The organism is Microbacterium sp., assembly GCF_036566905.1.
Lineage (GTDB): Bacteria > Actinomycetota > Actinomycetes > Actinomycetales > Microbacteriaceae > Microbacterium.
Genome location: NZ_DATCVK010000188.1, coordinates 1 through 20,905, shown reverse-complemented (window position 1 = coordinate 20,905; position 20,905 = coordinate 1). Strand labels below are relative to the sequence as shown.

At 70.4% G+C, this 20,905-nt stretch carries 20 protein-coding genes; 9 read left to right on the top strand and 11 right to left on the bottom strand.

Translation table 11 applies throughout. From position 1 onward, the window contains the following. Positions 1 to 143 precede the first annotated feature (143 nt). The 5 genes from VIP82_RS15575 to VIP82_RS15555 are packed head-to-tail and all read right to left on the bottom strand — an operon-like array spanning position 144 to position 5,592. Positions 144 to 1,907, bottom strand: coding sequence for a carbohydrate-binding domain-containing protein (locus VIP82_RS15575; protein ID WP_331910205.1), 1,764 nt, complete (start codon positions 1,905 to 1,907; stop codon positions 144 to 146). Further along, on the bottom strand, positions 1,874 to 2,770 hold the full coding sequence (locus VIP82_RS15570) for a polyphosphate polymerase domain-containing protein (RefSeq protein WP_331910203.1): 897 nt from the start codon (positions 2,768 to 2,770) through the stop codon (positions 1,874 to 1,876). The genes VIP82_RS15575 and VIP82_RS15570 overlap by 34 nt, the downstream gene beginning before the upstream one ends. Next, positions 2,767 to 3,408: a DUF4956 domain-containing protein gene (locus VIP82_RS15565; protein WP_331910201.1), complete on the bottom strand. Its 642-nt coding sequence runs from the start codon at positions 3,406 to 3,408 to the stop codon at positions 2,767 to 2,769. The genes VIP82_RS15570 and VIP82_RS15565 overlap by 4 nt, the downstream gene beginning before the upstream one ends. Next, complete coding sequence (locus VIP82_RS15560; protein ID WP_331910199.1) at positions 3,405 to 4,592, bottom strand: glycosyltransferase; 1,188 nt, start codon at positions 4,590 to 4,592, stop codon at positions 3,405 to 3,407. The genes VIP82_RS15565 and VIP82_RS15560 overlap by 4 nt, the downstream gene beginning before the upstream one ends. 4 nt (positions 4,593 to 4,596) lie before the next feature. Further along, entirely contained in the window at positions 4,597 to 5,592 is a 996-nt protein-coding gene (locus VIP82_RS15555) for a phosphodiester glycosidase family protein (protein WP_331910197.1), read from the bottom strand. A gap of 296 nt (positions 5,593 to 5,888) precedes the next feature. Here VIP82_RS15555 and VIP82_RS15550 point away from each other — a divergent pair, with 296 nt between their 5' ends. Together VIP82_RS15550 and pntB are read left to right on the top strand one after the other, a co-directional pair. Continuing rightward, positions 5,889 to 7,442 (top strand): Re/Si-specific NAD(P)(+) transhydrogenase subunit alpha, encoded by a 1,554-nt coding sequence (locus tag VIP82_RS15550; RefSeq protein ID WP_331910195.1) that lies wholly within the window; start codon positions 5,889 to 5,891, stop codon positions 7,440 to 7,442. Next, positions 7,439 to 8,866: a Re/Si-specific NAD(P)(+) transhydrogenase subunit beta gene (gene pntB / locus VIP82_RS15545; RefSeq protein WP_331910193.1), complete on the top strand. Its 1,428-nt coding sequence runs from the start codon at positions 7,439 to 7,441 to the stop codon at positions 8,864 to 8,866. Before VIP82_RS15550 ends, pntB begins: the two co-directional genes overlap by 4 nt. A 28-nt stretch (positions 8,867 to 8,894) precedes the next feature. Here the strand turns inward: pntB and VIP82_RS15540 are convergent, their stop codons facing one another. Both VIP82_RS15540 and VIP82_RS15535 read right to left on the bottom strand, forming a co-directional pair. Further along, positions 8,895 to 9,248 carry a histone-like nucleoid-structuring protein Lsr2 gene (locus VIP82_RS15540; RefSeq protein WP_331910191.1) on the bottom strand — a complete coding sequence of 118 codons (354 nt, stop codon included), beginning with the start codon at positions 9,246 to 9,248 and terminating at the stop codon, positions 8,895 to 8,897. A 165-nt stretch (positions 9,249 to 9,413) separates the two neighbouring features. Next, positions 9,414 to 10,331, bottom strand: coding sequence for a LuxR C-terminal-related transcriptional regulator (locus VIP82_RS15535; RefSeq protein ID WP_331910189.1), 918 nt, complete (start codon positions 10,329 to 10,331; stop codon positions 9,414 to 9,416). Positions 10,332 to 10,469: 138 nt separating this feature from the next. On the opposite strand from VIP82_RS15535, the gene VIP82_RS15530 reads away from it, so the two are divergent. Beyond that, entirely contained in the window at positions 10,470 to 10,826 is a 357-nt protein-coding gene (locus tag VIP82_RS15530) for a DUF485 domain-containing protein (RefSeq protein ID WP_331910187.1), read from the top strand. Next, positions 10,823 to 12,442: a monocarboxylic acid transporter gene (locus VIP82_RS15525; RefSeq protein ID WP_331910185.1), complete on the top strand. Its 1,620-nt coding sequence runs from the start codon at positions 10,823 to 10,825 to the stop codon at positions 12,440 to 12,442. The genes VIP82_RS15530 and VIP82_RS15525 overlap by 4 nt, the downstream gene beginning before the upstream one ends. 64 nt (positions 12,443 to 12,506) lie before the next feature. Here VIP82_RS15525 and VIP82_RS15520 read toward each other — a convergent pair whose 3' ends face one another. Next, a complete protein-coding gene (locus VIP82_RS15520; protein WP_331910183.1) occupies positions 12,507 to 13,124 on the bottom strand; it encodes a methylated-DNA--[protein]-cysteine S-methyltransferase in 618 nt (205 codons plus the stop codon). Positions 13,125 to 13,333: 209 nt separating this feature from the next. On the opposite strand from VIP82_RS15520, the gene VIP82_RS15515 reads away from it, so the two are divergent. Together VIP82_RS15515 and VIP82_RS15510 are read left to right on the top strand one after the other, a co-directional pair. Continuing rightward, positions 13,334 to 17,104, top strand: coding sequence for an AAA family ATPase (locus VIP82_RS15515; RefSeq protein ID WP_331910386.1), 3,771 nt, complete (start codon positions 13,334 to 13,336; stop codon positions 17,102 to 17,104). Continuing rightward, the gene (locus VIP82_RS15510) at positions 17,091 to 17,291 is read left to right on the top strand and encodes a hypothetical protein (protein WP_331910181.1); all 201 of its coding nucleotides are present in this window, start codon (positions 17,091 to 17,093) and stop codon (positions 17,289 to 17,291) included. Before VIP82_RS15515 ends, VIP82_RS15510 begins: the two co-directional genes overlap by 14 nt. A gap of 123 nt (positions 17,292 to 17,414) precedes the next feature. Here the strand turns inward: VIP82_RS15510 and mscL are convergent, their stop codons facing one another. From mscL to VIP82_RS15495, 3 genes are read right to left on the bottom strand one after another with little or no spacing between them, the layout of a single operon-like run. Continuing rightward, entirely contained in the window at positions 17,415 to 17,837 is a 423-nt protein-coding gene (gene mscL / locus VIP82_RS15505; RefSeq protein ID WP_331910179.1) for a large conductance mechanosensitive channel protein MscL, read from the bottom strand. Between the two features lie 43 nt (positions 17,838 to 17,880). Next, a complete protein-coding gene (locus VIP82_RS15500) occupies positions 17,881 to 18,180 on the bottom strand; it encodes an FmdB family zinc ribbon protein (RefSeq protein ID WP_331910177.1) in 300 nt (99 codons plus the stop codon). A 17-nt stretch (positions 18,181 to 18,197) separates the two neighbouring features. Continuing rightward, positions 18,198 to 18,794, bottom strand: coding sequence for a 5-formyltetrahydrofolate cyclo-ligase (locus tag VIP82_RS15495; protein ID WP_331910175.1), 597 nt, complete (start codon positions 18,792 to 18,794; stop codon positions 18,198 to 18,200). A 78-nt stretch (positions 18,795 to 18,872) separates the two neighbouring features. Between VIP82_RS15495 and galU the strand changes: the two genes are divergently transcribed. The 3 genes from galU to VIP82_RS15480 form a co-directional block, all read left to right on the top strand. Continuing rightward, positions 18,873 to 19,760 carry a UTP--glucose-1-phosphate uridylyltransferase GalU gene (galU, locus tag VIP82_RS15490; protein ID WP_331910173.1) on the top strand — a complete coding sequence of 296 codons (888 nt, stop codon included), beginning with the start codon at positions 18,873 to 18,875 and terminating at the stop codon, positions 19,758 to 19,760. A gap of 23 nt (positions 19,761 to 19,783) precedes the next feature. Continuing rightward, on the top strand, positions 19,784 to 20,413 hold the full coding sequence (locus VIP82_RS15485; protein ID WP_331910171.1) for a GNAT family N-acetyltransferase: 630 nt from the start codon (positions 19,784 to 19,786) through the stop codon (positions 20,411 to 20,413). 121 nt (positions 20,414 to 20,534) lie between these two features. Then, a partial coding sequence (locus tag VIP82_RS15480; RefSeq protein ID WP_527250132.1) for a SepX/GlpR family protein occupies positions 20,535 to 20,905 on the top strand: 371 nt, incomplete at its 3' end.

Sequence of the window (20,905 nt, the reverse complement as noted above, 5' to 3'; positions counted from 1 at the left end):
CTCGTGCGGTTCCGAGTCGGCCACGATTCCGAGATCCCACCGCGGATGCAACCCATACGCGCCGAGAGCGCCGCATTCGGAGGGAGTTCCCACGTTCGGTGACCGCCGGGTGACGACACCCAGCGGCGACCGAGAACGGGGGATCAGGGTCGGCGTCCGCCCCCGCCGCCCCCGCCGCCGGCTCCGCCCATGCCGCCCGACACGTTGACGCCCTCGGTCACGGTGGCGGCCGAGACTCCGTTGACCGCGATCGCGTACGCGGCGCCGTCGGTCACGGTGGGACCGCTGTAGAACACGGCGCCGAAGCTCTGGTCGGCCTCGAACGTGGCGACCACAGTGCCGGCCGCATCCGTCACCTTCACCGTGTCGCCCGCCGAGCCGCTGACCGTCGCGGCGACCCATTGCTGGGCACCGGTCGGCGTCACCAGCACCGAGCCGGCGACGAAGATCTCGCCGCCGTCGATCGCGATGGCGCCGTTGGAGTCGACGGCGCCCTGACCGCCGGCCGAGCTCGGGCCGCTCACGACGGTGGTGCCGCCGGTGATCGAGATCGATCCGTTGGAGTCGAGGCCGTCGCCGACCGCGGCCACGCGCACGGTGCCGCCCGAGATCGTGAGGATCTCACCGGTGTCCTGCTCGCCGCCGCCGCCCATGCCGCCACCGCCCTGCGTGTCGGACGCCGTGCCGCTGGCGGCGTTGATGCCGTCGTCGCTCGAGGTCACGTCGACCGTGCCGCCCGAGATCGCGACATCGGTCGCCTCGAGGCCCTCGACCGACTCGACGACGGTCGCCTCGCCGTCGCGGATCTCGAGACGCTGCTCGGCGTGGATGCCGTCGTCGCCCGAAGAGACGGTCACCGTGCCGCCGCCGATGCCGACCGAGCCGTCGGAGTGGACGGCGTCGTCGACCGCTTCGACGGTGACCTTGCCGCCGTCGAGCGCGACGACGACGCCGGCCGAGATGCCCTTAGGCGAGTCGTCGGCGGTCGAGGCATCCGATCCCGCGGTGATGGTGACGGTGCCGCCCGTGACGACGGCATCCGTCGCCGCGGCGATCCCGTCGTCACCGCTCGTGGCGTCGACCGAGCCGCCGGCGATCGCGACGAAGCCCTGCGTGGCGTCGTCGGTCTGGTCGCTCTTGAGCGCATCGCCGCCGGCGGTGACTTCGATCGTGCCGCCCGCGACGGTCAGCGAGTCCTTGCCGCGCAGGCCGTCGTCGGCGGCGTCGAGCGTGATCGTGCCCGACAGGATGACGAGGTCGTCGGTGCTCGCGATGCCGTCGTTGCCGTTGCCCGACACCTCGAGCGTTCCCGTGCCCGAGATCGTGAGGTCGGCATCCGCGTAGATCGCAGCGTTCGCCTCGGCGTCGTCGGCGTACGACGAGGCATCCGAGACGCTGTTGTCGCTGCCGTCGGCGAGGGAGATCGCCACATCGTCCGCGCTGGTGACGGTGATGGCGGACGAATCGGATGCCGAGATCTCGGCGTCGTCGAGGATCAGCACCACCTGCGCATCGTCGGGCGCCGCGACCACGACGTGGCCGTCGAGCGAGCCGGAGAGGCGGAACACGCCGGCGGCGGTGATGGTCACGGTGGACCCGTCGACGGTCACGGCGTCGGAGTCGCTCGACGCCGAGGTGCCGTCGAGCGAGATGTCTGCGGCATCCTCTTCGCTCCACTCGTCGTCTTCGACGACGGTGACGTCGGAGTTGGCCGCGAGCACCGCCGCCGCGCTGAGGTCGGAGTCGACGACGGTCGCGGTCTCTGTCGCGGTGTCGTCGGTCGACGAGGTCGAGGTCGTCGACGCGGCCGAGCTCTGCACGGCGCAGCCGGCGAGCACGAGGCCGGTAACGGTGAGCGGCGCGGCTGCCAGGATCAGGCGGCGGCGGAGCGAGAGGTGACGGGACATGTGGCGTCCTCCTTCGGGGTGGCGCTGGTGGGCTTCTGGGTAGTGGTCGGGTGGGTCGAGCCGGCGATAGGCCGGTCCGAGGGCTGGTGGCTGGAAGGCAACGCGCGCTGAGTGATGTCGAACGGACCGCGCAGCAGCCGCGCCCAGCGGTTGCGGGGGAGCGCGGGGTGGAGGGCGGCGAGGCCGGTGGCGTACTTGCTGACGGTGGCCGGCCGGTGGCCGGCGCGCCAGAGCGCGCGGTCGACCCCCGACGGCTGCGCGCCCGACTTCGTCTCGACGATCGCCGTGCCCGGGAGTGCGAAGCCGTGCCCGTCGGGCTCGATCCATTCGAGCGCGGTGTCGACGGTGGCGCGGCCGCAGCCGTCCGGAGGGAGCAGGGTGGCACGGCGGTAGCGCGTCAGCATGGTCGCGCCGAGCTCGTCGGCACGCTCTGCGGCGACCCCGATCGTCGCGAAGGCGTCGGCGATATCGTCGCGGGCGTCATCCGTGAGCCGGTCGCGGTCGTTCAGGTCGTACTCGTCGCGATCCTTCACCGTGGTGCCGCGGGCGCCGCGCGTCTTGATCTCGAGGTACGACCTGCCGGTGTCGAGGTAGCTGCGCGTGCGCAGCTTGAACCGGCGCCGCCGCGGCTGAGCGGCCATCCGGAAGCTCAGCAGGTCGGGCGTGTCGAAGTACACCGACTCGTACGCGAAGTCGCGGGCGCCGTCGATCTCGAGCACGCGGGTGTGGGCGTCGAGGGCGGCGATCACCCCCTCGAGGTCGGCCTGCGGCACGACGTATTTGCGGTCGACGCGGGTGAGGAGGGATGCCTCGGCCACGAGTGCGTCGAGGGCCACGGCGTCGAAGCGGTCGAAGCTCGTCATCGCCCGGCTCCTTCCAGCGCGTGTGCGGTGGTCGCGCTCGTGCCGCGGGCGAGGGTGAGGCCACCGCCGCGCGCCGGTCGCGTTCCCCCGCGCGGGACCCGGTAGCGGACGTCGACGAGGGTCGTATCGTTCACGAGGTCGAGCTCCTGTACGGTGGTGGAGGTGACCGTGCCGCCCAGGCGCGTCGCGAGCTCGGCCCGCAGCTCACCCTCGTCGGCGACAGCGCGGTCGAGCCGCACGACCTGGTGGCGTGAGCGGGCGAGGAAGGCCGGGTGGTCGGCCGCCCACAGCACCACGAGGATGAGCGCCACGAGCGCGGCGACCGGCCAGGGGTCGGACTGCGGCAAACCGGTGAGGAGCCCGATCGCGAGCGCGGCGAAGTAGTACGCGACCTCGCGCTGGGTGATCTCGGACGAGCGCAGCCGGATGATCGACAGCACGCCGAACAGGCCCAGGCCCAGCCCCATCGCGACTTCGGCGGTGCCGAGCACGGCGGCGACGGCCGACACCGCGACATTCACCCCCAGGAACGCGACGACGAGGTCGCGGCGGTGGTGCCGGCGGTAGTACAGGCCGAGGCTCAGTACGAGCGCGGCCGCCAGATCGATGCCGATGAGGATCAGCGCACTGGTGGTCATGGTTTCCTCCCGATGGGGTGTTCGTTCGAATCCAGTCGAGTCGTCGCCGCTATGCGGTTGCTATGACGGGCGGCAGCCCGCGTCCTGAGTTCCGCACGATCCGGCTGAACGCCGAACACGAAGCTGCGCTGCACGCCGTAGCTCGTCACGAACAGCACGGCCTCGGTCGCGATCTTGGCGACGACGAGCGGCAGCCCGTACCTCGTGAGCGCGTCGAGCCACACGACGTTGGAGGCCAGCAGCGCGAGCGCCAGCACCGCATAGCGCAGCGCTTGGCGCGGCAGTCCCGCTGAGCGAGCGCCGGCGAGACGAAGCGTCGGTCCGCGTCCGGTCGGTGAGTCCGTCGGACCGGCGCCGAAGACCACGCGACGGTTGACGGCGAAGTTCACCGAGGCGCTGACTAGGCGCGCCGCGATGATCGACGGCACGAGCATGCCCGTGAGCGCGTTCAGCGCCAGCAGCAGGACGGTGTCGAGACCGAAGGCGAGCAGCGACGAGCCCGCGAACAGCAGCAGCGGCAGCATGATGCGCAGCGAGTCGACGACGGGGCGGAAGTGACTCGACGCATTGCCGTCGAGGTACACCGTCTCGATGGGAAGCTCGCGCGTTGCGACGCCGTCGCGCCGGCAGCGCAGCAGCACGTTCTGCTCGAAGGCGAAGCGCTCGCCGGGCTGGTCGCGCATCCACGCGATGAGTCCGGATGGGATGCCGCGCAGCCCGGTCTGCGTGTCGCTCAGCGCCCATCCGGCCGCGAGCCGGAACACGCCGCGCGCCACCGCGTTGCCGGCACGCGAACGCAGCGGCACGCGGCCCGAGAAGGAGCGGCAGCCGAGGATCAGCGCCGGAGTCGCGGCCGCCGCGTCTTCGCGGAGGGCGTCGGCGATGCGAAGGATGTCGGTCACCGTGTGCTGTCCGTCGGCGTCGGCGGTGACGACGTCATCGCCCGGGTGCGTGGCGAGCGCGTGGTCGAGGCCGGTCCGCAGCGCCGCGGCTTTGCCGAGGTTCGCCTCGTGATGCAGCACCGTCGCGCCGCAGGCGGCGACGCGTGCGAACGTCGGCGCGAACGCCGGCCCGCTTCCGTCGTCGACCACCACCAGCTCGACATCGGGGTCGGCGGCGAACAGGCCGGCGACGACGGGCTCGAGGCGGTGGCCCGGCTCGTACGTGGGGATGAGGACGATCACGGCGTCACTCGGCGGCGGACGCGGACGCGTCGGCGATGTACAGGATGTCGCTCGTGGCGCGCTCGCCGCCGTTCGAGGGCGAGTTGATCACCTCGCGGTTGAAGTACATCGTTGACGAGCCGCCGCCGTCGAGGTTGTACGCGGTGGTGGCACCCAGGTCGATCATGATGTCGGCGAGCTCGGTGAGGGTGACGCCCTCGCTGTACCCCGACTGACGCCCGTCGACCACGACGAACACCAGATGGTTCTCGTCGATGACACCGACCGCGGTGCGTGGCTGGTCGCCCTGGATCGAGTGGTTGCCGAAGTTCGTGTCGATCTCGATGTCTTCGATGCCGTCGACGACGGCGCCGTCCGCGACGATCGCAGGGCCGAAGCTGAGGGTGTTCCACGCGCCGTCGGCGAGCAGTTCGTCGGCACTCGTGGTGGTCTCGTCGTAGATCTCGACGGTGCCGTCGGTGTAGAACACGAGCCCTTCGCGGGCCGGCTCGTCGCGGAAGACGAGGCCGTTGCGGATCACGATGCCGGTGTCGCGGAACCCGTAGTAGTCGCCGTTGATGGCGAAGATCGCGTCATTGTCGGCAGCGATCTCGCTCGTGAGCTCGGTGATGTTCTCGCCGAACTGGTCCTTCGCGAAGGCGCTCTGCAGCGTCGTGGCGTCCGACAGCGTCACATCGGCGACGTAGTACGTCACCGTGTCGGAGCCCGAGCCCTCGGTGACCGTCGAGATCGTGATGGCCGTGCTGGCGTCGGTGTATGAGGTCGCCGTGACGACCGCGTCGGCGGCGGCATCCGTCCCCTCCGTCGTCGCGTCGGTCGAGGAGTTCTGCGCCTCGTATTCCGACACGTCGGCGATCTCGACGTGCTCGACGAGGAACCGGTCGGCGGCCCACACGGCGCCGGCGCCGCCGGAGAGGGCGACGACCAGGCCGGAGGCGATGACGGTGTTGCGGAGCCGGCGCCTGCCGGGCTTGGTGCGGTCGCTGCTCTTCTCGTCCATGCCTTCATGGATAGGCGGCCGACTTACGACGACCTTCGCCGTGGCCTATGAAACTTCTCGGTGAGGATGCCGTCGGGGTCGGGCAGCGGGAGCGGCCGAAGAAGCCCGATTGTGGTGCGCGGACAGCAAGATCTGTGATTCTTGTCATCGTGTCGGGCGCAACGCGGGACCCATCCGCGCCGTGGTCTGACATGGTGGAGGCGTCGTCGCGAGCGCCGGGGAAGGTGCTCGCCGGCTTTTGTCTCGGCAGCAGCGCGCTGCCGACCCGACCGTGCCCACCCAACCGTGAGGAACGCATGACCCGCATTGGCATCGTCGCCGAAGCGCCCGGAGAGAACCGGGTGTCGGCGACCTCGAACACCGTCCCCAAACTCATCGCACTCGGCTACGACGTCGTCGTCGAAGCCGGCGCCGGCGCCGCCTCGTCGTTCCCGGACTCCGCGTTCGCGCAGGCGGGAGCGACCGTCGTCGACGGCGCGGCGGCCTGGGCGTCGCCGATCGTTCTCAAGGTGGTTGCCCCCACGCCCGCTGAGATCGACCGGCTCGCCGACGGCGCGACGATCATCGCGACGCTGAGCCCGGCGCTGCGGCCCGACCTGGTCGAGGCGCTCGCCACCCGGGGGATCACGGCCATCGCGCTCGACGCCGTGCCTCGGATCTCGCGCGCGCAGTCGATGGACGTGCTGAGCTCGATGGCCAACATCGCCGGCTATCGCGCCGTCGTCGAGGCCGCGCACGAGTTCGGCCGCTTCTTCACCGGGCAGGTGACCGCCGCGGGCAAGGTGCCCCCGGCGAAGGTGCTCGTCGCGGGTGCCGGTGTGGCGGGGCTCGCCGCGATCGGTGCGGCATCGAGTCTCGGCGCGATCGTCCGCGCGACCGACCCGCGGCCCGAGGTGGCAGACCAGGTCGCCTCGATCGGCGGCGAGTTCCTCGAGGTGGTCGTGCCCGACGAGGCGAAGCAGGTCTCCGCCGACGGCTACGCCAAGGCCACGAGCGAGGCATACGACCGCCGGGCCGCCGAGATCTACTCGGAGCAGGCGGCCGACGTCGACATCATCATCACGACGGCGCTGATCCCCGGCCGGCCGGCGCCGCGCCTCATCACCGCCGCCGACGTCGCCTCGATGCGGCCGGGCAGCGTGATCGTCGACATGGCGGCGGGGCAGGGCGGCAACGTCGAGGGGTCGGTCGCGGGCGAGAAGGTCGTGACGGCCAACGGCGTCGTGATCCTCGGATACACGGATCTGCCCGGCCGGCTGCCGCAGCAGGCGTCCCAGCTGTTCGCGACGAACCTCGTCAACCTGCTCAAGCTGCTCACCCCAGGCAAGGACGGCGTTCTCGCGCTGGACTTCGACGACGTCGTGCAGCGCACCGTCACCGTCGTACAGGACGGCGAGATCACGTGGCCACCGCCGCCTGTTCAGGTGTCCGCTGTCCCCGCGACCATCGCTTCGAGAAGCTCAGGGACCGGGGCGGTCGCGGGGAGGAAGCCGATGTCGGCGGGCGCCAGGACCGGCCTCGTGGTCGCCGGCATCGCGGGGCTGTTCGCGATCTGCGCGTTCGCACCGCCCCCGCTCCCGCAGCACTTCCTCGTGCTGACCCTCGCCATCGTCGTCGGCTTCTACGTCATCGGCCATGTCGCCCACGCGCTGCACACGCCGCTCATGAGCGTCACCAACGCGATCTCGGGCATCATCGTGGTCGGCGCGATGGTGCAGATCACGCTGCCCGATCTGACCGTTCAGATCCTCGCCGCGGTGGCCGTGCTGCTCGCCAGCATCAACATCTTCGGCGGCTTCGCCGTCACGCGGCGCATGCTCGCCATGTTCCAGAAGGGTGAGACCCGATGACCGCCGTCGCCGGCCAGGTGGCGGGCGCCGCCTACATCGTCGCCGCACTGCTGTTCATCCTCAGCCTCGCGGGGCTCAGCAAGCACGAGACCAGTCGCCGCGGGGTGACATTCGGCATCGTCGGCATGGCGATCGCACTCGTCGCCACAGTGTGGGTGACGGCCGCCGGCGCCTGGGGCGACCCGCAGGCGACGACCGGGCTCGTGATGCTCGTGGTCGCCGTCGTCGTCGGCGGTGCCATCGGGCTCTGGCGGGCGCGCGTGGTGGAGATGACCGGGATGCCGGAGCTCATCGCCCTGCTGCACTCCTTCGTGGGTCTCGCCGCTGTGCTCGTCGGCTGGAACGGCGCGCTGTACGAGACCGGGCTCGAGGGGGCGCTCGCCGACATCCACCACGCAGAGGTGTTCATCGGCGTCTTCATCGGCGGTGTGACCTTCACCGGATCGATCGTCGCGTTCCTGAAGCTGTCGGCACGCATCTCGTCGAAGCCGCTCATGCTGCCCGGCAAGAACGCGCTCAACATCGGCGCGCTCGTCGCGTTCCTCGTTCTCACCGTCTGGTACGTCATCACGCCGGAGCTGTGGCTGCTCGTCGCGGTGACCCTGCTCGCGCTGGCCCTCGGCTGGCACCTGGTCGCCTCGATCGGCGGCGGCGACATGCCCGTCGTCGTCTCGATGCTCAACAGCTACTCCGGATGGGCGGCCGCCGCGGCCGGCTTCCTGCTGAACAACGACCTGCTGATCGTCACCGGAGCGCTGGTCGGGTCGTCGGGTGCCTACCTGAGCTACATCATGTGCAAGGCCATGAACCGCTCGTTCCTGTCGGTGATCGCCGGCGGGTTCGGCATCGAGGCGCCGACCAGCACCGACCAGGAGTACGGCGAGCACCGCGAGATCGACGCCGAGAGCGCGGCCGACATGCTCGCCGGCGCCTCGACCGTCGTCATCACGCCGGGCTACGGCATGGCCGTCGCCCAGGCGCAGCACGGCGTCGCCGACCTCGTGCAGAAGCTGCGCGAGCGCGGCGTCGACGTGCGGTTCGGCATCCATCCGGTCGCCGGCCGCCTGCCCGGGCACATGAACGTGCTCCTTGCGGAGGCCAAGGTGCCCTATGACATCGTCCTGGAGATGGACGAGATCAACGACGACCTGTCAGCCGCCGACGTCGTGCTCGTCATCGGCGCGAACGACACCGTCAATCCGGCCGCAGCGGAAGATCCGGGCAGCCCGATCGCCGGGATGCCGGTGCTGCGGGTCTGGGAGGCCCAGAATGTCATCGTCTTCAAGAGGTCGATGGCATCCGGATATGCGGGCGTGCAGAATCCGCTCTTCTATCGCGAGAACACGCAGATGCTCTTCGGGGACGCGAAGGAGAAAGTCGAGGAGATTCTCTTCCAACTCTCGCGCATCTCGGAACTGCGCTGAATCGTGAAAAGCCGCGAGGCGGCGTGCGTCAGTGCGCCGCCTCGTAGGCCTCGAGAACGGATGCCGGAACCCGGCCCCGCTCCGATACCTGATAGCCGTTCTGCTTCGCCCATTCGCGGACGGCGCTGAAATCCTGCTGCCCGCTGCGGCGGCGCTTTCGCCCGGCCGACGCGGCGCCGGATGTCGCGCGGGAGGAGGAGACGGCGCGAGCCGCCTTGGTGTACCGCTCGAGAGCGCTTCGCAGAGCTCCGGCATTCTCGTCGGTGAGGTCGATCTCGTATGCGACGCCGTCGAGGGAGAACAGCACTGTTTCTCCTTCGCCGGCTTCCAAAAGGGTACCGTCGATGTCATCGACGAGCTGGTGAACGATTCTTCGGGCCATGGGGGCACAATACGCCGAATTGTCGCTCCCGACCATCGGTATTTTCCCGGTGTGGAGAACCGTTATCTCGGGGAATTGGGGCCGTCGGCCGAATAACGATGAATCACCCTGACGGCGGCGGATTTCGCGACATGTCGGATGTCGTGCAGGACGAGAGTTCGGCGGTCAGGGCAGAAGGCCGGCGCGACGAGCCGTGACGACCGCGGCATGCCGGGTGGAGGCATCCAGTTTTGCCATCGCCGACTGCAGATATGACTTGACGGTGCCCTCTTTGAGGTCGAGCGTCGAGGCGATCTCGGCGTTCGTCGCGCCGAGCGCGGCGCACGCCAGCACGTCGATCTCGCGCGGCGACAGCCGCACGTCGAGGTCGAGCGCCGGCTCCGTCGCATCGTGCGAGAGGGCGGCGAGGCGCTTCTCGAGGCGGTCCAGTCGCGCGCGCACCGCAGGGTCGTCGACGACGGCGGCGATGCTGCGCAGTTCGGCGTAGGTCTCGCGCAGCTCTTCGCGCGTGGTGGCCGGCATCGTGACCTGCCCGGCGGGGGAGAGGGTCAGCCGGCGCTGCACCTCTTCACGGATGCGCAGTTCGGCGGACAGTTCCTCAGCGACCGCGAATGCGGGGCGGGCGACGACATCGCCGACCGGCGACTCCGCCCAGGACCCGCAGTAGATGACGCCGCGGGCACGGTTGCCCACCATCACCGGAACGGCGAACAGCGTGGCGATGCCCTCGCCGAGGACGGCGCGGTCGTAGTCGTGCGTGATGCTGCGGGACGACCTGTAGTCCAGCGCGAGTCGCGGACGCTTCTCGACGAGCGCGCGCCCGCCGAGTCCGCGGGAGGCCTCGACCACGAGGCCCTCGAGCCGGCGTGTGCGAGCGCCGTGGATAGAGGTGACATAGATGGTGTCGCCCTGCGCGAGTCCGCCGAATCCGACCGGGAATCGCGTGCGGCGCACGAGCTCGGCGACGGCGTGATCGAGCGCCCGGGCATCGCCGGTATCGCCGTCGAGTCCATCGACGACCGAACCGACCCCTGCGCGAGCGCGATCGGGGTTCGGCGCACGTTGTGGGAGGGACGCGCCCACGACTACCTACTTCCGGGGGTGACGGCGTCCTCGCCGCCTTCGTAGCGTCGACTTTACCACCCGGGGCACGGCCCACACGTGGTCCGGGTCCCCCCGATGGGCGCGACGAAGCGCCCGTTCATGAGGCAAGGAGGCCACATGTCCGAATCGACGACCGAAACCGCCCCGCCGGGCGGTATCGACTACATCGCGGTGGAGGAATCACCGCGGTTCGTGGAGCTCAAACGGCGGCAGCGAGGGTTCGTCTTCCCGCTCGCGATCGCCTTCCTCGTCTGGTATTTCGCCTACGTCCTGCTGTCGTCCTTCGCACGTGACTTCATGTCGCAGCGCGTGTGGGGAGACGTCACGGTCGGTCTGCTGTTCGGGCTCGGCCAGTTCGTGACGACGTTCGCGATCACCATGACCTACGTCTGGTACGCCAACCGCAAGCTCGACCCCATCGCCGAGGAGATCCGCGGCGAGCTCGAGGCGCAGGAGCAGGAGGTGCGGTCGTGAACGAGGTCTTCGGCGCCATCCACGCGGCCGTGCAGACGGTCGAGAACAACCCCGTCCTGAACATCTCGATCTTCGCGGCGTTCGTCGCGGTGACGCTGTTCATCGTCATCCGTGCCAGCCGCAACAACCGGACGGCCGCGGACTACTACGCAGCCGGACGCTCGTTCACGGGCCCGCAGAACGGGTTCGCGATCTCGGGCGACTACCTGTCGGCGGCATCGTTCCTCGGCATCTGCGGTGCGATCGCCATCAACGGGTACGACGGGTTCCTGTACTCGATCGGGTTCCTCGTCGCGTGGCTCGTCGCACTGCTGCTCGTCGCCGAGCTCATGCGCAACACCGGCAAGTTCACGATGGCCGACGTGCTGTCGTTCCGCCTCCAGCAGGGACCGGTCCGCATGGCGGCGGCGATCACGACGCTGGCGGTCTGCTTCTTCTACCTGCTCGCGCAGATGGCGGGCGCCGGCGGCCTGGTGTCGCTGCTGCTCGGGATCAAGGAGACCCTGGGTCAGTCGATCGTCGTGGCCGTCGTCGGCGTGCTCATGATCGTCTACGTGCTCATCGGCGGCATGAAGGGCACGACCTGGGTGCAGATCGTCAAGGCGTTCCTGCTCATCGGCGGCGCGCTCGTCATGACGATCTGGGTGCTGGCCCTCAACGGGTTCAACTTCAATGCCCTGCTCGAGAGCGCGGTCGCGGCGTCGACGAGCGACCCGCAGGACGCGATCCTCGGACCGGGTCTGCAGTACGGCGCCAACCCGTGGGACTTCATCTCGCTGGCGATCGCACTCGTGCTCGGAACGGCCGGCCTGCCCCACGTGCTGATGCGCTTCTACACGGTGCCGACGGCCAAGGAGGCGCGTCGGTCGGTGGTGTGGGCGATCTGGCTGATCGGCATCTTCTACCTCCTGACGCTGGTGCTCGGCTATGGTGCCGCCGCGCTCGTCGGGCCGGAGGAGATCAAGGCAGCCCCGGGTGGCGTCAACTCCGCCGCGCCGCTGCTCGCACTGCACCTCGGTGGGCCGCTCCTGCTCGGATTCATCTCGGCAGTCGCCTTCGCGACGATCCTCGCGGTCGTCGCCGGGCTCACCATCACGGCGGCGGCGTCGTTCGCGCACGACATCTACGCGAACGTCGTCAAGAAGGGCAACGTGCCGCCGGACGGCGAGGTCAAGGTCGCCCGTCGCACTGTGGTCGTGATCGGCCTCGTCGCGATCGTCGGCGGCATCGGCGTGCAGGGACAGAACGTGGCGTTCCTCGTCGCCCTCGCCTTCGCGGTGGCGGCCTCGGCGAACCTGCCGACCATCCTGTACTCGCTGTTCTGGCGCCGGTTCACCACGCGAGGCGCGGTGTGGAGCATGTACGGCGGCCTGGCCGCCGCGGTGATCCTCATCTTCCTGTCGCCGGTGTTCTGGGGCACGGAGACCAGCGTGTTCAAGGTCGGCACCGCCATCTGGCCGCTGAACAACCCGGGCATCGTCTCGATCCCGCTCGGGTTCTTCCTCGGCTGGCTCGGCTCGGTGACCTCGCGCAAGGCGGAGAGCCGGGTCAAGGCGGCCGAGATGGAGGTGCGGTCGCTCACCGGGTTCGGCGCCGAGAAGGCGACGCATCACTGACGCTGTCGGTGGAATGCGAGGCCCGGGCGGACGCTCCGCCCGGGCCTCGCGGCGTGCGGGCGGCCTACACGCCCGCCGCCAGCTTCGCGTCGACCGAGGCGTCAGGGGCGTCCGCCCCGCCCGCGTCGGCCGCGCTCGGTGCCTGCGGGATGCCGGGCCCCTGCTCGAGATCGATGAGGAACCGCTTCATGTCGGGCCGCCCGCCGTACTCGCCGAGCGATCCGTCGGCACGCACCACGCGATGCACCGGGACCACGACCGAGAAGGGCGTCGTCGCACACGCCGTGCCGACGGCGCGGGCCGCGCGAGCGGTGCCGGCCATGACGGCCACTTCGCCGTAGCTCGCGGTCTCGCCGTAGGGGATGTCGCACACCGCCTCGAGTGCCGCGCGCGTGAAGCCGCGGACCAGCCGCCAGTCCAGCGGCAGGTCGAACTCGCGGCGGTCACCCTCGAAGTACTCGTCGAGCTGGTCGATCGCCACGTCGAAGACAGTGTCGGCGGCATCCCTCCCCTCGTCGGGAACCGGCACCGCGCGCAGCTGCAGCGCGACGCGTTCGATCTCGGCGTGCAGGGGGCCGTCGAAGGGATGGAGTGTCACGATGCCGTCGGCGGTCGTGACGATGAGGATGTCGCCGATCGGCGACGGGTGGACGCGGAAGCGGGGTGGTTCCTCGGGGGTCATGCGACCATCCTGGCCCCGCGCGCCGACGCGGCGGGGGCTCCGGCATCCGATCTGTGCGATGCCGCGCGACCCGTCGGGCTGGGGAGGAGGGGCTGCGCGAACGCTAATCCGGCCGCGTCCAATACCGCGAAACTCAGGTCCATTGCAAGTACCCGGAGGCCGTCGCCTTTAGGGTGGCACGTGTGTGGCGAGCAGAACGGAGCGCCGTGCTGGGCCCAGCAGACGCCGAGCGCGGGTACGACGTGACCCCGGGCGATCTGGGTCTCGCCGAACCCGACGTCACCGTCGTGCACGTCGCCGAGTCCGAGCGCGACCGGCTCCGCCTGCAGGCCGCCGCCCTGGGCGGCAGGTCGACCCTCCTGCACTTCACGGACGGCCAGGACGCGTCCATCGAGATCACGAAGGCGCACCCCGGCAGCCTTCCCCAGTTCATCACCGGGCGCTCCACGCTCCTGTCGAACCTGTTCCGCGACGAGGTCGCGCTGCGCAACGCGCGTCTGGCCGCCGAGCGCATCACCGCGAAGGACCAGGAGCTCCGCACGACGCGCGGCCTGGATGCCGTGCGCCTCGCCGTCGGCCTGGCGACCTTCCGTCTCGGCGGGATCGGCTGGAGCGCACCGGTGCTGCTGCGGCCGCTCGCGATCCGCCGTCACCACGGCGACTTCGAGCTCAAACTGCACGGCACGTTCTCGGTCAACCCCGAGCTCGTCCGCGCGATGCGCACCCACTTCGGCATCATGATCGACGCCGGCGGGCTCGCCGCCCTCGCGTATGACAACGGCGTGTTCAAACCGCAGCCGGTCATCGACCACATCCGCGCGCTGACGGCATCCATCGACAGCTTCGCGGTGAAGCCGCGCCTGCTCGTGTCGAGCTTCGCCGACGTGGGCGGCGACATGGCGCTCGATGCGTCCAACCTCGACCACCGGGTGCTGAACGCGCTGGCCGGCCACGTCGCCGACCGCGAGTCCCTCACGCTCCACCGCCGCGGACCCGTGCCCACGAGCCCCGACGAACGCCCTCCGGCCGCCGACATGCTGCTGCTGGATGCCGATTCCGAGCAGGAGCGCGTGCTCGCGCGGGTGACCGACGGGCAGTGGCTCGTCGTCCACACGCTGCCCGGCACCGGGGGCACCCAGACCGTGATCAACGCCGTCGGCGCCCTCGTGCGCGACGGCAAGCGCGTGCTCGTCGTGAGTGCCCGGCGCTCGACGCTCGACGGCGTGCGCCACAGACTCGCCGGCATCGGGCTCCCGGGACTGGCGGTCTCGCCCGACCGCCTGCAGCGGGACCTCATCCGTGCCATCGGCCGCAATGAGAAGGCCCAGGCGCCGAAGGTCTCCGACATCGACGACGCGCTCGTGCGCCTGCGTGGCGTCCTCCGCGACTATCGCTCGGCCGTGACCGCCCAGCATCCCGCGTTCGGGGTGTCGGTCCTCGACATCCTCCGCGAGCTCGCGCAGCTGGCCGAGCGCGGCGTCGCCCCGGCGACCGAGGCCCGCTTCGACGCGGAGGCGCTCGCCAACCTCGCCACGACCCGACAGGATGCCGCAGCCAAGCTCGCCGCCGCCGCACGGCTCGGCGAGTTCCGGTTCGGCCCCGACGACTCGCCCTGGTACGGCGTGACGTTCGCGACCGTGGAGGAGGCCCGCGGCGCCCACGGCCTCGCCGGCAAGCTGCATCGCAGCGACGTGCCGACGCTCCTGGAGCGCGGCTACGAGCTCATCGCCCAGACGCGCATGCGTCCCTTCCGGACGATCGCGGAACTCGGGGTGTACCTGCGCCTGCTGCGCGGCATCCGTGACTCCCTCGACCGGTTCAGCCTCACCGTCTTCGAGCGGCCGCTCGGCGAGCTGATCCAGGCGCACGCTCCGCGGCGCGACGCGCCCGACATGACGGGCGCCAACCGCCGCCGGCTGCGCCGGCTGTCGCGCGAGTACCTGCGCCCCGGCGTGCACGTGCCCGACATGTACGAGGCGCTCGTGCGCATCCAGCAGCAGCGCACCGAGTGGCAGCGGTACGTCGACACCGGCGTCACGCCCGAGCTGCCGCTGGGCCTCGCCGACGTGCAGGTCGCCTGGCAGCGGGTGGATGCCGAGCTCGCCGAACTCGACGCCGCTCTGGGCCGCAGCGAGGCGGACAGGCTCTCGACGCTCCCGGTGAAACAGCTGGTGCGGACGCTCGCCGGCCTCGCCGCCGACTCCGACGTGTTCGACAACCTCAAGGAGCGTGCGACGCTGCGCACAGAGCTCGCCGCGATGGGCCTCGAGCCCCTCCTGCTCGAGCTGTCGGTGCGGCACGTGCCTGAAGACCAGGTCGCGGCCGAGCTCGAATACGCGTGGTGGCAGTCCGCCCTCGAGCTGCTGCTGCGCACCGACCGCGCCGTCCTCGGCGCGAACACCGCCGTCGTCGACCGCCTTGAGCGCGACTTCCGGCTCGTCGACGAAGCCCATGCCTCGGCATCCGGCCCTCTCCTCGCCGCCCACCTCGCCACGCAGTGGCGCATCGGGATCGTCGACCACAAGAGCGAGGCCGACGGGCTGAAGCAGGCGCTCAAGCGCGGGGCGATCACGCCCGCCGAGCTCGCCACGGTCGCTCCGGTGCTCTCGCGCACGCTGGCGCCGGTGTGGCTGGCGTCGCCGTACGAGGTGCCGCGCATCCCCGACGCGGTGGGCTTCGACGTGGTGATCCTGGCGGATGCCGGAGCCCTCTGCCTCGCCGAGGCCGCACCCGCACTGCGCCGGGCCGGACAGGTCGTGGCATTCGGCGACCCGGTCACGCAGAAGCCCACGCCGTTCCGCGTCGCCGCCGGATCCGCGGTGTCGGGCGCCACCACGCCGCCTCAAACCAACGGGACCACGCCTGCCGCTGCCTCCGCCGCCGCCTCCGCGGAGCGCGCGGAGGACGACGAGGTCCCCTTCGATTCGACGAGCGTGTTCGAGCGTCTCGCCGAGCTGCTGCCGGTCGAGACGCTCACCCGCAGCTACCGCGCAGGCGGCGAAGACCTGGCGGCCCTCGTGAACGACGCGTTCTACGGCGGCGAGCTCGTGTCTCTGCCCTGGGCGGGTTCGTACCTCGGCCGCGGCAGCCTCGCCGTCGACTACGTGGAGGGCGGCCACGGCACGCCCGATCCCGTCACCGGAGCCGTCGAGAGCCCCGACTCCGAGGTGGCCCGCGTCGTCACCCTCGTGGTCGAGCACGCGGTCAACCGGGGGAGCGAGTCGCTCATGGTCGTGACCGCGAGTGCGCGGCACGCCGAGCGGATCCGCGCCGCCGTCGAGGCCGCTTTCGCCGGACGTTCCGACGTCGCCGACTTCGTCTCGCGCGACACCGCCGAGCCCTTCGCCGTGCTGACCCTCGAGGAGTCGGTCGCCGAGAGTCGCGACCGCGTGGTCTTCTCCCTCGGCTTCGGCCTCACCAAGCACGGCCGCGTCCTGAGCGACTTCGGCGACCTCTCGTCGCCCGACGGGGAGCGGCTGCTGACCGTCGGCATGACCCGCGCCCGCCGCTCGATGGTGATCGTGTCGTCGATCCGGCCCTCGGCCTTCGACGACGGACGCCTGGAGTACGGCGCGGCGACCCTCATGACGATCCTCGGCGGCATCGCCGCCCGCTCGCGCGAAGCGCGCCTCGAAGACCTCGCCGATCCGCTCACCCGCGGCCTCGCCCGCGAACTGCGCCGCGCCGGACTCTCGGTCGACGTGCACTACCGCGGCCTGCTGCCGCTGGTCGCCCAGTACGACGGCAAGGCGGTCGTGGTCGAGAGCGACCCCGAGACGATCGGTGAGTCGCTGCGCGAGTCGCTGCGCCTGCGCCCGCAGATCCTGCGGCGCTTGGGCTGGCACTACGTGCGCGTGCACTCGTTCGATCTCTACCGCGACCCCGCCGACGTCGCGCAGCGCATCGCCGCGATGCTGGGCGTGCCGCCCGACGCGCCCCGGGTGGACAACGAGACCCAGCCGATCGATGTCGTCGAGTGACCGCCAGCGCATCGAGCGGGTCAAGGGCTCCCGGCGGGCGAAGCTGACGCCTGCGCCCGGAACGAGCGCCGAGCCCGTACCGGGCGATGAGACGACGGATGCCGCCGCCGCGGCGCCCGATTCGACCCCCGGTTCAGCGGGGCCGAACGACGAGCGCCTGCGGCGCGACGTCCCCCCGCACTACTAGGACCTCGCGCGTTTCGTCTCGCTCGTTCCTCGCTCGCTCAACGACCGGGTGCAGGGATGCTTGAGATCCGGTCGTTGACCGAGGGAGCGCCAGCGACCGAGACGAAACGCGTCGCTGAGAGGCTCAGGACCTCGCGGATCCCTGCTTCTCCAGGATGTCGCGGATCTGCACCAGGATCTCCTGCTCGGTCGGCAGCTTCGGCTCCTCATCCGCGGGCGTGATCCCTGCCTTGGCCGCTGCCCGCTCCTTGAGCCGGTTCATCGGGTAGACGAAGACGAAGTACACGACGACGGCGACCGCGAGGAAGTTGATGACCGCAGCGAGGATGAGGCCGATCGCGAAGTCGGTCGTGCCTCCCCGCAGGTTCGGCACGGCGATGACGATGTCGTTGAGGCTGTCCGCCTGGAAGACGAGGGCGATCAGCGGATTGATCAGCCCGGTGACGATCGCGTTGACGACGGCGGTGAACGCGGCGCCGATGACGACGGCGACCGCGAGGTCGATCACGTTGCCGCGCAGGATGAATTCTTTGAAGCCCTTGATCACGCGTACCCCCTGGGTGTCCGCCCGCGCCGGGGGCTCCGGACGATCAGGATCCGGACGACGCGGGTGAGGCCTTCGCCTCGGACTTCGATGATGTCGAAGTCGACGAAGAGGCGCCACTCGAGGCGTCCGTCCCGCCGCTCGCCGGCGCTCCACCGCTCTTCGCACCGGCGCGCGAGTCGGTGCGGTAGAAGCCCGAGCCGTTGAAGGTCACGCCGATCGAGCCGTACTCCTTGCGCAGCACGCCGCCGCACTCGGGGCATTCGGTGAGGGTCGGGTCGGCGAAGGACTGCACCGCATCGAAGCGGTGGCCGCACTGCTTGCAGGCGTAGGCGTAGGTGGGCATGGCTCTCTCGGTGGGTGTCAGCGCCGGCTGGGCGCGAGGGTGATGGTGCGCGTGGGCGTGACGACGCCGGTCACGGGCTGGTCGAGTTCGTCGCTGGGGACCTCGTCGACGAACTCGGAGTCGAAGACGACGGCGTATACGGGAGGGCAGCGTTCCATCGACCCGAGGGTCTTGTCGTAGAAGCCGCGGCCCCAGCCGAGACGCATGCCGTTGCGGTCGACCGAGGCCGCCGGGATGACGAGCAGGTCGACGTCGTTGACGGCGATCGGGCCGAGCAGCTCGCCGACCGGCTCGGGCAGTCCGAACATGCCCTCGGCGATGTCGCCGTCGGCGGTCGCGACGGCCCAGTCGAGGAGGCCGTCGGTGCGCGTCACCGGGAGGAGCACGCGGATGCCGCGGGCCACGGCATCCGTCACGAAGGAACGCGTGCCGGGCTCGGTGGTGGTCGACAGGAAACACGAGATCGATCGCGCGCCGTGCTCGGCGACGAGGGCGTCGAGCTGAGCGTGGACGCCCGCCTCGGCGAGTTCGCGCGCCTGCGGCGTGATCAGCTGGCGGCGCTCGCGCAGCTCGGCGCGCAGCGCGCGCTTCGCATCGGCGATCGCGTCGGACATGCAGTCGATTCTACGGCGCGCTCGTCACACGGGTCGGTGCGACCGTGTCGGGCGGGCCCCGCCACCTAGACTCGGGGAATGCCCCATACCTCCATCAAAGCTGTCATTCCGGCCGCAGGTCTCGGCACGCGCTTCCTCCCCGCCACCAAGGCCATGCCCAAAGAGATGCTCCCCGTCGTGGACAAGCCGGCGATCCAGTACGTCGTCGAAGAGGCCGCCCAGGCCGGCATCGACGACATCCTGGTGATCATCGGACGCAACAAGAACGCGATCTCGAACCACTTCGACTCGGTTCCCGAGCTCGAGGAGAAGCTGAAGGACAAGGGCGACACCGACCGCCTGCACCGCGTGCTGGAGTCGAGCGACCTCGCCGACATCCACTTCGTGCGCCAGGGTGAGCCGAAGGGACTCGGGCACGCCGTGCTGCGGGCCAAGGCGCACGTCGGCGACTCGTCGTTCGCGGTGATGCTGGGCGACGACCTGATCGATGAGCGCGACCCGCTCCTGACCACGATGATCGCGGAGCACGAGCGCACCGGCGCGGCGATCATCGCCCTCATGGAGGTCGACCCCGAGCACATCCACCTGTACGGCGTCGCCTCGGTCGAGTCGACCGACGGCAACGGCGTCGTCAAGGTGAACGGCCTGGTCGAGAAGCCCAGCGCCGAGGACGCACCGTCGAACCTCGCGGTGATCGGCCGCTACGTGCTGTCGCCGAACGTGTTCGAGATCCTCGAGCGCACGGCGCCCGGCAAGGGCGGCGAGATCCAGCTCACCGACGCCTTGCAGGAGCTCGCGGCGGACCCCGACGGCCCCGGTGTGTACGGGGTGGTTTTCCGTGGCCGCCGCTACGACACCGGCGATAGGGTGGACTACATCAAGGCCATCGTGCAGCTCGCGGCGGATCGGGACGATCTCGGCCCCGCACTGCGTCCCTGGTTCAAGGAGTTCGCGGCGAATCTCTGACGCCGCCCGTTCGAGGGAGTCACGTGGATCTGTCGGCTCCTCGTCGGCACGGGTCGGTGGCGATCCGCCTCGTGAAGCAGCGAGACGCGCGCGTGCTGCAGAACGAACTGCTGTCCAATCGTGGGTGGCTTCGCCCGTGGGAGGCGACCAGTCCCGATGGACCGGTGTCGTTCGACATGCGGATGGGCGTGCGCCGGCTGCTCCAGCAGTACCGTGACGGCGCCGGCGTGCCGTTCGTCATGGAGTACGACGGTGAGATCGCGGGCCAGCTGAACGTGTGGGGCATCGCGCGCGGCTCGCTCGCGTCGGCGACGATCGGGTACTGGGTGAGCGAGCGGTTCGCGGGCCGGGGCATCACGCCGACCGCGGTCGCGCTCGCCACCGACATCTGCTTCTCCGAGTTGCGGCTGCACCGCATGGAGATCTGCATCCGTCCCGAGAACCGTGCGAGCCTGCGCGTCGTCGAGAAGCTCGGCTTCCGCTACGAGGGGCTGCGTCGCCGGTTCATCCACATCGACGGCGACTGGCGCGACCACTACGCGTTCGCCCTTGTGCGAGAGGACGTGCCCGAGGGCGTGCTGCAGCGCTGGATCTCGGGACGCGCACCCCAGGATGCTGCGACGGTGCCGCCCGCAGACCGGCTGCACGCGTAGCGATACACGTCCCGAGACACGCTTTCCCAGGCGAGCGCGTCGAACCGGACAACCGGGTGGTGTTGAGGGACACGCCAGCGGATGCCGGGGCCATCGGCATCCGTCGCATACCGTGGTCTGCATGGGCGGGCAGGTGTGGGGCGGGGGAGTGATCGTTCTCGTCGCCGTGGGCCTGTGGCTCGTCTATCTGCTGCCGACGTGGCACAGCCGCCGCCAGTTCGACGCCGCCGAGCGCAACGCCGTCCGTCTGAACCAGGCTCTTCGGGTGCTCGCCGAGACGAGCGAGACGCCCGAGGAAGTGCGCCTGGAGCTGAACGCCCGCACCGCGGCCGCACAGCAGCGGCTCGCGAAGCGCGCACTCGCCGAACGTGAGCACGCGGCACTCGAAGAGGCGCGGGTCGACCTGGAGCGAGCCCGCACCGAGCGCGAGGTGGCCGAGGCCACCGCACGTCTCGAGCGTGAGCGGGCCCGCACCGAACGCGTCGCCGCTGA